Source organism: Peterkaempfera podocarpi (assembly GCF_042466665.1).
Taxonomy (GTDB): domain Bacteria; phylum Actinomycetota; class Actinomycetes; order Streptomycetales; family Streptomycetaceae; genus Peterkaempfera; species Peterkaempfera podocarpi.
Genome location: NZ_CP162102.1, coordinates 6,264,699 through 6,278,206 on the forward strand (window position 1 = coordinate 6,264,699; position 13,508 = coordinate 6,278,206).

The following is a 13,508-nucleotide window of genomic DNA, read 5'->3' on the forward strand; positions in this document are numbered from 1 at the left end:
GGCCGCGTCCTGGGCAGCTGCCAGGCTGCGCCGCCGTGCACCGTGTGCATCCCTGGGGGGAACTTCACCATGCGACGTACCACTCTTGTGTCCACTGCGATCGTGACGGCACTTGCCGCGTACGCACTCGGCGGCCCTGCGCAGGCCCATGCCGATGACACTCCCGGCTCCGGCCCGGTACTCGACTCCGCAGCCGGGGATGCCCGGCACCCTGGAGTGCTGTACGTCAAGGCCCGCTCCGGCAGCCCCATCACCCACATCACCGCGCACTTCTTCCCTTCGGACAGCCCGGAGGGAACACCCGAGGCAGGCTCCACCGATGCCTTCACCCCACCGGCGGGGCAGCTGCCCGACGGGGCGTGGTCGGCCCCCGTCCAGCTTCCGGACCTGGGTGTCTATCGGGTGACCGTCGACCTCCAGGACGCCTCCGGGGCCACCGTCACGGGACTGACCAGCAGCAGCCTCCTGTACTACGAGACGGTGCTCACGGTCCCCGACCTCAGCGTGACTCCTCTGGCTCCGGACTATCTGCACCAGAAGGTCACCATCACCGGCACCCTGCTTGCCGAGGACCCCCGCCACCCCGAGACCCCGGATCCCGCCGTGGGCGAGGACGTCGACATCAACACCTGGCACAGCATCCTCAGCGCCCGTGCCGGGGCCGACGGCCGCTTCACCGTCGCGGTCGTCCCCACCGAGCAGAACCTGTTCATCAGCGCCCAGCCGCTGCCCTACGCCGCCCTCCCCTCGGCGCTCCTGCTGCGCAGCGCGGTGCAGCAGGTGACCACGGTGAAGGCGGCCACCCGGCTGTCGGTGAGCACCCACGCCCTCAACCTCCGGCAGGGCACGAGTGCCGACGTCACCGGCCTCGCCGAGATCCAGACCAGCGCCGGGTGGCGGCCGCTGCCACATACCCGCGTCACCTACTTCGCCCGGTCCCCCTACGGAGACTTCGGCGTCGCCGAAGCCACCACGGACAGCCAGGGCCACTACACCCTGCACGTCCCCACCCTCAACCCCGCCGTCGTCGGCGAGGTCATGGTCGGCGACGGGCCGTTCCAGCAGATCTCCTCCCAGCCCCTGAGCCTGCACGTGGCGTACACCACGTACATCGGCATGGGGGCCAGCCTGGACGAACACTCAAAGGTGCACATCGGAGGCTGGGTCAACTACTCCGACCCCCGCGCCCACTGGCCCAAGAACCCCACCGTCACCATCGAGTACTCCAAGGACGGCAGGACCGGCTGGAAGAGCGCCTCCACCGTCCCCATCAAGCTGCGCTACAACAAGCCCAACTTCTCCGAATCCTTCGACCGCACCTTCAGTGCGCCCAGCGACGGCTACTGGCGCGCCCGCTACAACGGCAACCCCGACCTGGCCTCCGCCACCACCCCCGCCGTCCACCTCCGGCGCTACGCCACCCGGATCACCGGCTTCAACGTCTTCCCCGAGCCGATCCGCAAGGGCGGCTGGTTCCATCTGGCCGGCACCCTGCAGTACAAGTCGGGCACCACCTGGAAGTCCCTGTTGTACGGCTCGCCCGCCCTGTACTTCCGCCCCCGGGGCGCGGCCACGTACCGCTTCGTCTGCGATCTGACCACCGACCGCTACGGGCGCATCACCAGTCACTGGGAGGAGGCCACCCGGGACGGCACCTGGGCCGTGGCCTTCAACCGGCAGACCGGCGAGCACTACCTCAACAGTCCGGTGGTCAGCGACTACGTCGATGTGCGCTGACCACCGCGGGGCCCGGCCGGCAGGCACCAGGGGGCAGTCGCCGGCCGGGCAGTTCCGACGGGCCACGGGGGCCGGGGCCGGAAGTGCCAGGGGGTCAGCGGCTGACCTCCCGAAGCCGGAAGTCCTCCACCGTCTCCCGGCGGATCAGCAGTCTCGCCCGGCCGTCGTGCACCGCGGCCAGGGCGGGCCGGCCGACCAGGTTGTAGCCCGAGGCCATGGAGAGCTGGTAGGCGCCCGCCGTGGGGACGGCCAGCAGATCGCCGGCCCTGATGTCCGAGGGCAGCGGTGCGTCGTGCACCAGGATGTCGCCCGCCTCGCAGTGGCGGCCGACCACGTCCGCGGCACGCAGGGCGGCCGAGGACGACCGGCCGACCAGCCGCGCGGTGTACGCGGAGCCGTACAGGGCGGGGCGCGGATTGTCGCCCATGCCCCCGTCGACCGCGACATGGACCCGGCCGCCGGTGGAGCGCTTGACGCTGAGCACCCGGTAGAGCGCGACCGAGGCCGGGCCGGCCACCGCGCGGCCCGGCTCCAGCAGGCAGCCGTGGTGGCCGCAGGCCCAGCCGGCGGCACTGCTCGGCCAGCCGGGCCGGCACCCGGGCCGCGAAGTCGGCCAGGTCGAGGCCGGGCTCGTCCGCCAGGTACGGCACCGCATGCCCGCCGCCCAGGTCCAGTTCGTCGACCTGTACGCCGAACCGGGTGCGGATCCGGGCGGCCAGTTCCGCCAGCCGGTCCACGGCCTCCAGATACGGCTCGACCGAGGGGATCTGCGAGCCCAGGTGGCAGTGCAGTCCGGCCAGCCGCAGGCCGGGTTGGTCGAGGATCCGCCTGACGGCCTCCTCCGCCGCGCCGCCCGCGACCGGGAAGCCGAACTTCTGGCCCTCCACTCCGGTGCGCACGGCCGCATGGTGGCCCGCGGCCACCCCGGGCACCACCCGCACCATCACCGCCTGCGGGGAGCGGGGGGAGGTGAGGGCCGCGAGCCGGGGGATCTCGGCGAGGTTGTCGATGACGATCCGGCCCACTCCGAGCCGTACCGCCGCCGCCAGCTCCTCGGGTGTCTTGGCGTTGCCGTGCAGCAGGATCCGCTCCGGGGGGAAGCCGGCCAGTACGGCCAGGTGCAGCTCGCCGCCCGAGCAGACGTCGAGTCCCAGCCCCTCGTCGGCGACCCAGTCCGCCATCGAGGTGCAGAGGAACGCCTTGGCCGCGTAGAGGATGTCCGCGTCGGGCAGCGCCTGCCGGTAGGAGCGGCAGCGCCGGCGGACCTCGCCCTCGTCCAGGACGTACAGCGGGGTGCCGAAGCGGTCGGCGAGCGCGCTGAGCGCAACGCCGCCGACCAGCAGCTCGCCGGGTTCCCCGGCGGTCGCCGCCGAGGCCGGCCACGGTGGGCCCAGCGGGTCGCCGAACCCGCCGAGCCCGCCGACGTCACCGGGGCCGGTGAGCCCGGTGAGTCCAATAGGACTGATGGGACTGATGGGACCGGTGGGACCGGTGGGCCGCTCGCGGCGGGCCGGCTGCGGCGGCAGGGCCGCGGACTGCGGGGGGATGTGCGTGGTCGCCGTCATGGCGAGGGCTCCCTTCGGGATCACAGTGGGGCGGAGGCGGAGGCGGAGGCGGAGGCAGGGACGGGGGAGGGGGCCAGGGGCTCGGGCGGGGTGCCGTCCGGCTGGGGGGCGAGGTCGGCGCCGCCGAGCCCGGCGAGCGGGCGGAGCACCAGCTCGACCCGTACGTCGGCGGCTCCCCCGCGGCACAGTTCGGTGACCGTGGTGCGCAGCTCGGCCCGGTCGGTGCAGCACAGCCGCAGCTCCAGGTCGGCGTCGCCGGCCAGGGCCATGCCCGACTCGACGGCGGGCAGCCGGCGCAGCAGCCGCTCGAAGGCCGCCGGGTCGGTGCCCGGGGCGTAGCGCACCCGGGCCACCGCCTGAAGCGGCCGTCCGAGCGCGGTCGGGTCGATGTCGGCCCGAACGCCGCGCAGTACGCCGCTGCGCACCAGCCGCCGCAGTCGGACCGAGACGGTGGACTGGCTGAGGCCGAGCTGCCGGGCGAGGACATTGGCCCGGGTCCGGCCGTCGATGCGCAGGGCCCGCAGCAGGGCCCGGTCGACGGCGTCCACATCCCCCGTCGCGTCGGCGGACCACCCGGCCGACGGGTCGCGTGCGATGCTGCTCACCGCAGGTACTGGGCCAGCTGGAACAGGGCGGTGGCGCCTGCGGCGGCGGCGCTCACCCGGGCGGCGCCCACCAGGTCAGCGGGCCAGTAGCGGTCGTTCTCCGGCTGCTTCCCGGTGCCGGAGGAGGCGGCGGGGACGGCGGCGGAGGCGGGGACGGCGGCGCAGCCGGCCGCAGTGGGAGCGGGAGCGCCGACGGTGACCGGGGCGCCAGTGGCGACGGGGGCGGGGGCGGGGGCGGGGGCGGCGGTCGGCACCGGTGGTGCGACCAGCTGCGGGTCCAGCACCAGGGTGCGGGCGCCGAGCGGCTCGGCCATGGCGCGCAGCGGTGCCTCGGCGAGCAGGATCCACTTCTGGTCCGGGCCCAGCAGCGCGGTCAGCAGCTCCGGAGAGCTGAAGGCGACGGCGCAGCGGCTGCCGTCGCGGCCGCGGAACAGCCGCAGGGCGTGGCAGCCGCCGCTGGTGCGCACCGGCACGTGCAGCAGCGCGTGCCGGGCGGGATGGAGGGGTTCCGGTGACGGGGTCTCTTCGCTCTTCACAGCGGGTCCTTTCATCGGCGGCTCGCGTCGCCGGTTCCTGTCGGCCGGCGCCCGCCGCCGGCACGGGCCGGGGTGGGCATCGGCGTTCGGCGTCGGGCTCCCGGAGCCGTTCGGCCTCTGCGTTCGCCGTTGGGCGTTCGCGTCGGGCGTCCGGCCCTGGTCGGGGCGTCCGGCCTTGATCAGGAGTCGGCGTCGGGCTCGGACGTCCGGCGTGGGGCGCCGGCGTCCGAGGTTCGGCCGTCGGTGCCGGCATGGCCGGGCGCCGATCGGTACGTCCCCGACGCTAGGCCCGCGGATGCTCCCCCCGGTCTTCCCCTGACGCAACATTGATCCCGGTTGCACCCGCCCTGATGTGCGCTTGACGCCCGGGGCCCGGCTGCCGTCCACCCGGTGCCGCGGCCGGGGCGCGGCGCGCCGTGCGGGCCTGTCCGCCGGTGTTCCGCCAGGGCGCCTCGGCGCTCCGGACGACCTGCATGGCCGGTGGCGTCAAGGCACCGCGGTGCCCCGTGCGGGCCTGTCCGCCGGTGTTCCGCCAGGGCATCGCGGCGCTCCTGGCGGGCCTGTACGGAGGGTGGCGTTAGGGATGCGTCAAGGGGCGAGCAGGGGCCGTATGGGACGCGTCAACGAGGCTCGTCGCACCTCTGGCGAGGCGGTTGTCTACTGGTGCCGGCCTTCCGTCGGCGCCGGGCCCGGCCCGGATTCGACCATCGACAGTTCCCGGGTGATCCCATGCTCGACGTCGTCTTCATCGGCGTCACGGTTCTCGTGTTCGTCGTCCTCGCTCTGGTGGCGCGGGGGGTGGAACGACTGTGACCGCGGACAACATCGCAGGCTGATCGTTGCCATCCTCCTTGTCGGCTACCTCGTGCTGGCCCTGATCTTCCCGGAGAAGTTCTGAGATGAGTCCCACCCTCGCGGGCGTGCTGCAGGCGAGCGTCCTGGTGGGCGCGCTGGCCGCCGCCTACCGCCCCCTGGGCGATTACATCGCCCACCTCTTCACCTCCCCCAGACATCTGAAGGCCGAGCGGGGTCTGTACCGGATCGTCGGTGTGGACGGCGACGCGGACCAGCGCTGGTCCGTCTATCTGCGCAGCGTTCTGGCCTTCTCGGCGGTCTCCGTCGTCTTCCTCTACTTCTTCCAGCGGCTGCAGAGCCATCTGCTGCTGAACCTGGGCTTCCCGGCCGTCAAGCCGGACATGGCCTTCAACACCGCGGTGTCCTTTGTCACCAACACCAACTGGCAGTCGTACTCGGGTGAGTCGACCATGGGCCACCTGGTGCAGATGGCCGGCCTGGCGGTGCAGAACTTCGTCTCCGCGGCCGTCGGCATAGCCATCGTGGCCGCCCTGATCCGCGGTTTCACCCGCAGCCGCACCGACCGGGTCGGCAACTTCTGGGTGGACCTCACCCGGGTGACCGTGCGGCTGCTGCTGCCGCTCTCGGTGGTCTTCGCGCTGGTCCTGATCGCCTCGGGTGCGATCCAGAACTTCCACGGGCTGACCGATGTGCACACCCTGGTGGGCGGCGGCCAGTCGATCACCGGCGGTCCGGTGGCCTCGCAGGAGGCCATCAAGGAGCTGGGCACCAACGGCGGCGGCTTCTACAACGCCAACTCGGCGCACCCCTTCGAGAACCCCAATGCCTTCAGCAACTGGCTGGAGATCTTCCTCCTTCTGCTGATCCCCTTCGCGCTGCCGCGCACCTTCGGCCGGATGGTGGGCGACAACCGCCAGGGCTATGCCATCGTCTCGGTGATGGCGCTCTTCTGGGTCGCCTCCGTCGCCCTGATCAGCGTCTTCGAGGCGCAGCACCACGGGGTGGCGGCACAGGCCGCGGGCGCGGCCATGGAGGGCAAGGAGCAGCGGTTCGGCATCGCGGCCTCGTCGCTCTTCGCCGCGTCCACGACGCTCACCTCCACCGGAGCGGTGAACTCCTTCCATGACTCGTTCACGCCGTTCGGTGGCGGGCTGACCATCTTCAACATGATGCTCGGTGAGATCGCCCCCGGCGGTACCGGCTCGGGCCTCTACGGAATGCTGATCCTGGCGATCGTCGCGGTGTTTGTCGCCGGTCTGATGGTCGGCCGCACCCCCGAGTACCTGGGCAAGAAGCTGGGCGCCCGGGAGATGAAGTTCGCCTCCCTGTACATCCTCACCACGCCCGCGCTGGTGCTGGTGGGCACCGGTGTCGCCATGGCCCTGCCGGGTGAGCGGGCCAATATGCTCAACACGGGACCGCACGGCTTCTCCGAGGTGCTCTACGCCTTCACCTCCGCGGCCAACAACAACGGCTCCGCGTTCGCCGGCATCACCGTCAACACCCCCTGGTGGAACACGGCCCTGGGCCTGGCGATGCTCCTCGGCCGCTTCCTGCCGATGGTCTTCGTCCTGGCGCTCGCCGGCTCCCTGGCGAGGCAGCAGCCCGTCCCGGCGACCGAGGGCACCCTGCCCACCCACAAACCGCTCTTCGTGGGCCTGCTGTCCGGCGTCGTCCTGATCGTGGTGGGCCTCACCTACTTCCCGGCGCTCGCGCTGGGTCCGCTCGCGGAAGGTCTCAACTGATGTCGTCCCCCTCCTCCCTCCTCGAGTCGGCCCCGCAGCCTGCCGGGTCCTCCGGGCCGGAGCCCGCCGCCACCAACCGGATCTCCGGCGGACTGCTCGACCCCAAGCAGCTGATTGCCTCCCTGCCCGGTGCGATGCGCAAGCTCGACCCGCGTGTCATGGTCAAGAACCCGGTCATGTTCGTGGTCGAGGTCGGCTCGGTGCTGACCACCGTCTCCGCCATCAAGGACCCGAGCGTCTTCGCCTGGGCCATCACCGCCTGGCTGTGGCTGACCGTGGTCTTCGCCAACCTGGCGGAGGCCGTGGCCGAGGGCCGCGGCAAGGCGCAGGCCGACACCCTGCGCCGTACCAAGACCGACACCATGGCCCGCCGTCTGGTGGACTGGCGGGCCGGGCAGACCTCCCTCCAGGAGGAGGAGGTCGCCGCGACCGCACTGGGGCTCGGCGACCTGGTGGTGGTCGAGGCCGGCCAGATCATCCCCGGCGACGGCGATGTCGTCGAAGGTGTGGCCAGCGTCGACGAGTCGGCCATCACCGGTGAGTCCGCCCCGGTCATCCGGGAGTCCGGCGGTGACCGCTCGGCGGTCACCGGCGGGACCAAGGTGCTCTCCGACCGCATCGTTGTGAAGATCACCTCCGAGCCCGGCAAGACCTTCATCGACCGCATGATCGCCCTGGTGGAGGGCGCGGCCCGGCAGAAGACGCCCAACGAGATAGCCCTCAACATCCTGCTGGCCTCGCTGACCGTCGTCTTCCTGCTCGCCGTCGTCACCCTGCAGCCGATGGCCGCCTTCGCCGGCGCGCCGCAGACGCTGGTGGTGCTGGTCGCGCTGGTCGTCGCCCTCATCCCGACCACCATCGGCGCGCTGCTCTCCGCAATCGGCATCGCCGGTATGGACCGCCTGGTGCAGCGCAATGTGCTCGCCATGTCGGGCCGCGCCGTGGAGGCCGCCGGCGACGTCAACACCCTGCTGCTGGACAAGACCGGCACCATCACCTTCGGCAACCGGCAGGCCGCGGAGTTCCTCCCGGTCGGCGGGGTCGAGGTCGCTGCCCTGGCGGACGCCGCCCAGCTCTCGTCGCTGGCCGACGAGACGCCCGAGGGCCGGTCGGTCGTGGTGCTGGCCAAGGAGAAGTACGGCCTGCGGGCCCGCAGCCAGGGCGAGCTCGCGCACGCCGACTGGATCGAGTTCACCGCGCAGACCCGGATGAGCGGCGTCGACCTGAACGAGGCCGACGGCGTGCACCGCACCCGCAAGGGCGCGGCGGCCGCGGTGGCCGCGTGGGTCCGGGACAACGGCGGCGAGACCGGCGACGAGCTGCACGCGGCCGTCGAGCGGATCTCCAACATGGGCGGGACACCGCTGGTGGTGGCCGAGCACCGGGACGGCTCCACGGCCCGGGTGCTGGGTGTCATCCACCTCAAGGACGTGGTCAAGCACGGTATCCGGGAGCGCTTCGAGGAGCTGCGCCGGATGGGCATCCGAACCGTGATGATCACCGGTGACAACCCCCTCACCGCCAAGGCCATCGCGGAGGAGGCCGGCGTCGACGACTTCCTCGCCGAGGCCACCCCCGAGGACAAGATGGCCCTGATCAAGAAGGAGCAGGCCGAGGGCAAGCTGGTCGCCATGACCGGCGACGGCACCAACGACGCCCCGGCGCTGGCCCAGGCGGACGTGGGCGTGGCGATGAACACCGGCACCATGGCGGCCAAGGAGGCCGGCAACATGGTGGACCTGGATTCCAACCCCACCAAGCTGATCGAGATCGTCGAGATCGGCAAGCAGCTGCTGATCACCCGTGGTGCGCTGACCACCTTCTCCATCGCCAACGACGTCGCCAAGTACTTCGCGATCATCCCCGCGATGTTCGCCGCGGTCTACCCGGGCCTGGACAAGCTCAACATCATGCGGCTGCACAGCCCCGAGTCCGCCATCACCTCGGCGATCGTCTTCAACGCCCTGATCATCGTGGGCCTGATCCCGCTGGCCCTGCGCGGTGTGCGCTACCGGCCGTCCTCGGCCTCCGCGCTGCTCCGCCGCAACCTCTGGGTGTACGGCCTCGGCGGCCTGATCCTGCCGTTCGTCGGCATCAAACTCATCGACCTCGTCGTCCAGTTCATCCCCGGGCTCCACTGACCCGCGGCTCGGCGAGAACGGAAGAAGAAATCATGGCCAAGCCCCTTCCCACAGCGCTCCGCACGCACCTTTCGGCGCTGCGCATGCTGCTGGTGATGACCGTCATCCTCGGCATCGCCTACCCGCTCCTCGTCACCGGTGCCGGCCAGGTGGCCTTCCACAACCAGGCCAACGGCTCCCTGGTGAAGGTCGACGGCAAGGTCGTCGGCTCCAGCCTGCTCGGGCAGAGCTTCGACCTGCCGAAGAAGAACCCCGACAACGCCGACGAGCAGGCCAAGCCGGACCCCAAGTGGTTCCAGCCCCGCCCGTCCGCCGGCGGCTACGACCCCACGGTGACCGGAGCCTCCAACCTCGGCCCCAACAGCACCGACCTGCTGAAGACGATCCAGGAGCGCCGCGCGGCGGTCGCCGCCTTCGACGGTGTCACGCCGTCCCAGGTGCCCGCCGACGCTGTGACCGCCTCCGGCTCGGGCCTGGACCCGGACATCTCCCCGGCCTACGCCCGCGAACAGGTCACCAGGGTCGCCAAGGCCCGGGGCCTGGACCGGGACGCGGTCGCCAAGCTGGTCGAGGGCCATGTCCAGGGCCGTCAGCTCGGCTTCCTGGGCAATGACCGTGTCAATGTGCTGGAACTGAACAAGGCGCTCTCCACTCTCAGGTGAGAGCAGTACACAGCGTCATGCAGTACACAGCGTCATGAGGACGGACCGGCCCGGACACCCGAGGGGACGACCCGAGAGCGTCCGGGCCGGTCGCGCCCGGTCGGCAGCACACATCGATGAGGAGGGGCGCGACGGTGGCGCGCAACCTTGACCCGGGCGCGGACGGCGTCCGGCCGGGCCGCCTGCGGGTCTACCTGGGGGCGGCACCCGGGGTGGGCAAGACCTATCGCATGCTGGACGAGGCCCGCAGACGCCTCGAACGCGGCACCGATGTCGTCGTCGCCTATGTCGAGTGCCACGCCCGGCCCGGCACCGAGCACATGCTTCACGGACTGGAGACCCTGCCGCGAGCCACCCGGGTGCACCGGGGCGCCGAGTTCGACGAACTCGACGTCGACGCGGTGCTGGCCCGCCGTCCGCAGGTCGCCCTGGTGGACGAGCTGGCCCACACCAACGTCCCCGGCGGCCGGCACGCCAAGCGCTGGCAGGACGTGGACGAGCTGCTCGCCGCCGGCATCGATGTGATCACCACCGTCAACATCCAGCACCTGGAGTCGCTCAACGACGTCGTGGAGAAGATCACCGGGGTGCCGCAGCGCGAGACGGTCCCGGACGAGGTGGTCCGTCGCGCCCACCAGATCGAACTGGTCGACATGTCACCCGAGGCACTGCGCCGCCGGATGGCCCACGGCAATGTCTACGGCGCGGAGAAGGTCGACGCGGCGCTCTCCAACTACTTCCGGATCGGCAACCTCACCGCGCTGCGCGAACTGGCGCTGCTCTGGGTGGCCGGCCGGGTCGACGAGGGACTGCGCGACTACCGTGCCGCCCACGGCATAAGGAAGGTCTGGGAGACCCGGGAACGGGTGGTGGTCGCCCTCACTGGCGGCGTCGAGGGCGGCACCCTGATCCGCCGCGCGGCCCGGATCGCCGACCGCACCGTCGGCGGCGAGATCCTGGCCGTGCACGTCGCCCGCAGCGACGGCCTGGCCGGCGCCTCACCAGCCTCGCTGGCGGAGCAGCGGCAGCTCGTGGAGAGTCTGGGCGGCACCTACCACGTGGTCGTCGGCGACGACGTGGTCACCGCCCTGCTGGACTTCGCCCGTGCCCAGGACGCCACCCAGCTGGTGCTGGGCATCAGCCGCCGCGGCCGCCTCACCCGCTTCCTCACCGGCCGGGGCATCGGTGAGACCACCACCGGCCTCTCCGGCGACATCGACGTCCACATGGTCACCCATGAGCGGGCCGGCCACGGCCGGCTGCCCTCACTCGGCCGCCGCCACTCCCGTCGCCGGACGATCGCCGGGTTCGCCTCCGGTCTGGCGCTGCCCTGGCTGCTGACGCTGGTCCTGTCCCATCTGCGGGACGGGGTCAACCTCACCAGCGTGGCCCTGCTCTTCCAGCTCGCCGTGGTCGCCGTCGCCCTGCTCGGCGGCGTCACCTCCGCGCTGCTCGCCTCCCTCACCGCGTCGCTGCTGCTGAACTACTACTTCATCCCGCCGATCGGTAAGTTCACCATCGCCCAGCCCAACAACGTCCTCGCGCTGGCGGTCTTCGCCTGTGTCGCCATCGCCGTCGCCAGCGTGGTCGACCGCGCCGCCCGGCAGACCACCCGCGCCGCCCGTGCCACCGCCGAGGCGGAGACGCTCTCCGAACTGGCCGGCAGTGTGCTGCGCGGCGCCGACACCGTGCCCGCCCTGCTGGAGCGCTCCCGGATCGCCTTCGGGATGCAGGCCGCCGCCCTGGTGCGCCGCGCCGCCGACGGTCCGTCCGACGGGCCGGGCGAGACCATCGCCCGCAGCGAGGCTCCGGTGCTGGTCTCGCCCTCGGCACCGCCGCCGGCCCTCGTCCCGGACGCGCCCGCCACCGAGGTCCCGGTCGGCGAGGACGCGGTGCTGGTCCTCACCGGCCGCCGGCTGCCCGCCGCCGACCAGCGGGTCCTGGTCGCCTTCGCCGCGCACGCCGCGGCAGCCCTGGACCGTGAGCGGCTGGCCCGTGCGGCCGCCGAACTCGAACCCATCAAGGCCGCCGACCGGATGCGCACCGCCCTGCTGGCGGCCGTCAGCCATGACCTGCGCACCCCGCTGGCCGCCGCCCTCGCCTCGGTGGGCTCGCTGCGCAGCCCGGATGTGGCCTTCTCCGCCGAGGACGAGGCCGAACTGCTCGCCACCGCCGAGGACTCCCTCACCAAGCTCGCCCGGCTGGTCGACAACCTCCTCGACATGAGCCGCCTCCAGGCGGGTGTCCTCACCCTGCGACTCCAGCCGACCGACCTCGGGGAGGAGCTGCCCCGGGCCCTCGACAGCCTCACCACACCCGCGGCCGCGGTGACGACCAGTGGGATCGAGACGGTACCCGCAGTGCTGGCGGACCCCCCGCTGCTGGAGCGGATCCTGGCCAACGTCATCGCCAACGCCCAGCGCCACACTCCGGCCGGAGGGACGGTCTCGGTCACTGCCAGCACACTGGCCGACCGGGTCGAGATCCGGGTCATCGACCGCGGCCCCGGGGTTCCCGTCGAGCACCGCGACCGCGTCTTCCAGCCCTTCCAGCGGCTGGGGGACACCGACAACACCACCGGCCTGGGACTCGGCCTCGCGCTCTCCCGCGGTCTGGCCGAAGCGATGGGCGGCACCCTCGACATCGAGGACACCCCTGGTGGCGGCGCCACCCTCCTGCTCACCCTCCCCAGCGCGCCCGCCCCGACCGCCCCGACCGCCCCCGCACCCGTCGCGCAGGCCCCCACCGCCTCCGCGGCACCGGTTGTCGCCACCCCCGTGGCCGGCCCGAGCGAGGGAGCCCGGTGATGGGCGGCGTCCTGGTCGTCGACGACGAACCGCAGCTGCTCCACGCCCTGCTCATCAATCTGCGGGCGCGCCGCTACTCCGTGGAGACGGCCGCCACCGGCACCGCCGCCCTGGAGTCCGCCGCCCGCTCCCACCCGGACGCCGTCATCCTCGACCTGGGCCTCCCCGACCTCGACGGACTGGACATCATCCACGGCCTGAGGGGCTGGAGCGGCGTCCCGATCATCGTCCTGTCGGGGAACGGGGATCCGCTCCAGAAGATCCAGGCACTGGACGCGGGCGCCGACGACTACGTCACCAAGCCCTTCTCCATGGACGAGCTGCTCGCCCGGCTGCGCGCGGTGATGCGCCGCCCCAACGCTGAGGAGACCCCCACCAGGGCGGTCATCGGCGACCATGTCATCGACCTCGGCGCCTGCACCGTCCGCCCCCTCGGCGGCGCCCCCGAAGGGCCGGACGAACCACCGCCCGTGCGGCTCACCCCCACCGAGTGGAGCATCCTCGGGCTCCTGCTGCGCCACCCGGGCCAGCTGATCACCGGCCGGCGGATCCTCCATGACGTCTGGGGCCCGGACAGCGAGGAGAAGGGCAACTATCTGCGGGTCTACTTCTCCACGCTGCGCCACAAACTGGAACGGGACCCGGCCCGGCCGCGGCACCTGGTCACCGAACCGGGGCTCGGCTACCGCTACCAGCCCTAGCTCCTCTACCAGCCCTAGCTCCTCTCCTGGGCCCACCGGCGGCGGGCCCGGGAGGTGGAGGCACGGGTGGTCCTGCGGGGCGGTCCGACACCGCCGCCCCCGAGGGCCGTCCGTCCGCCCGACCGCGCGCCCCCATGCCCGCCGGTGCCCCGCGCTCCGGTGGGGGCGTGCACACGGATCGTGTGCTGACCGT

The 13,508-nt window shown here is 72.3% G+C and carries 9 protein-coding genes and 1 pseudogene; 7 read left to right on the forward strand and 3 right to left on the reverse strand.

Annotation, left to right across the window (positions count from 1 at the left end):
* Positions 1 to 102 precede the first annotated feature (102 nt).
* Positions 103 to 1,737: a hypothetical protein gene (locus tag AB0761_RS27470; RefSeq protein ID WP_377271809.1), complete on the forward strand. Its 1,635-nt coding sequence runs from the start codon at positions 103 to 105 to the stop codon at positions 1,735 to 1,737.
* Positions 1,738 to 1,831: 94 nt separating this feature from the next.
* Here AB0761_RS27470 and lysA read toward each other — a convergent pair.
* The 3 genes and pseudogenes from lysA to AB0761_RS27485 form a co-directional block, all read right to left on the reverse strand.
* A pseudogene (lysA, locus tag AB0761_RS27475) lies at positions 1,832 to 3,302 on the reverse strand (diaminopimelate decarboxylase).
* 20 nt (positions 3,303 to 3,322) lie between these two features.
* Positions 3,323 to 3,907, reverse strand: a complete 585-nt coding sequence (locus AB0761_RS27480; protein WP_377271810.1) for an Lrp/AsnC family transcriptional regulator — start codon at positions 3,905 to 3,907, stop codon at positions 3,323 to 3,325.
* Complete coding sequence (locus AB0761_RS27485; protein ID WP_377271811.1) at positions 3,904 to 4,443, reverse strand: SAV_915 family protein; 540 nt, start codon at positions 4,441 to 4,443, stop codon at positions 3,904 to 3,906. The genes AB0761_RS27480 and AB0761_RS27485 overlap by 4 nt, the downstream gene beginning before the upstream one ends.
* 610 nt (positions 4,444 to 5,053) lie before the next feature.
* Here AB0761_RS27485 and AB0761_RS27490 point away from each other — a divergent pair.
* From AB0761_RS27490 to AB0761_RS27515, 6 genes are all read left to right on the forward strand, one after another.
* Positions 5,054 to 5,341, forward strand: a complete 288-nt coding sequence (locus tag AB0761_RS27490; RefSeq protein ID WP_377271812.1) for a potassium-transporting ATPase subunit F — start codon at positions 5,054 to 5,056, stop codon at positions 5,339 to 5,341.
* A gap of 1 nt (position 5,342) precedes the next feature.
* Positions 5,343 to 7,004 (forward strand): potassium-transporting ATPase subunit KdpA, encoded by a 1,662-nt coding sequence (gene kdpA / locus AB0761_RS27495; protein ID WP_377271813.1) that lies wholly within the window; start codon positions 5,343 to 5,345, stop codon positions 7,002 to 7,004.
* Positions 7,004 to 9,145: a potassium-transporting ATPase subunit KdpB gene (gene kdpB / locus AB0761_RS27500; RefSeq protein ID WP_377271814.1), complete on the forward strand. Its 2,142-nt coding sequence runs from the start codon at positions 7,004 to 7,006 to the stop codon at positions 9,143 to 9,145. Before kdpA ends, kdpB begins: the two co-directional genes overlap by 1 nt.
* 32 nt (positions 9,146 to 9,177) lie before the next feature.
* A complete protein-coding gene (kdpC, locus tag AB0761_RS27505; protein WP_377271815.1) occupies positions 9,178 to 9,807 on the forward strand; it encodes a K(+)-transporting ATPase subunit C in 630 nt (209 codons plus the stop codon).
* Between the two features lie 116 nt (positions 9,808 to 9,923).
* The gene (locus AB0761_RS27510) at positions 9,924 to 12,614 is read left to right on the forward strand and encodes an ATP-binding protein (protein ID WP_377271816.1); all 2,691 of its coding nucleotides are present in this window, start codon (positions 9,924 to 9,926) and stop codon (positions 12,612 to 12,614) included.
* Positions 12,614 to 13,315 carry a response regulator gene (locus AB0761_RS27515; protein WP_377271817.1) on the forward strand — a complete coding sequence of 234 codons (702 nt, stop codon included), beginning with the start codon at positions 12,614 to 12,616 and terminating at the stop codon, positions 13,313 to 13,315. Before AB0761_RS27510 ends, AB0761_RS27515 begins: the two co-directional genes overlap by 1 nt.
* Positions 13,316 to 13,508 lie beyond the last annotated feature (193 nt).

What these genes read in the sequence shown, in the direction of transcription:
- AB0761_RS27490 (WP_377271812.1), top strand. Translation starts at nt 5,054, where the DNA reads ATGGGACGCGTCAACGAGGCTCGTCGCACCTCTGGCGAGGCGGTTGTC.
- kdpA (WP_377271813.1), top strand. Translation starts at nt 5,343, where the DNA reads ATGAGTCCCACCCTCGCGGGCGTGCTGCAGGCGAGCGTCCTGGTGGGC.
- kdpB (WP_377271814.1), top strand. Translation starts at nt 7,004, where the DNA reads ATGTCGTCCCCCTCCTCCCTCCTCGAGTCGGCCCCGCAGCCTGCCGGG.
- kdpC (WP_377271815.1), top strand. Translation starts at nt 9,178, where the DNA reads ATGGCCAAGCCCCTTCCCACAGCGCTCCGCACGCACCTTTCGGCGCTG.
- AB0761_RS27510 (WP_377271816.1), top strand. Translation starts at nt 9,924, where the DNA reads ATGAGGAGGGGCGCGACGGTGGCGCGCAACCTTGACCCGGGCGCGGAC.
- AB0761_RS27515 (WP_377271817.1), top strand. Translation starts at nt 12,614, where the DNA reads ATGGGCGGCGTCCTGGTCGTCGACGACGAACCGCAGCTGCTCCACGCC.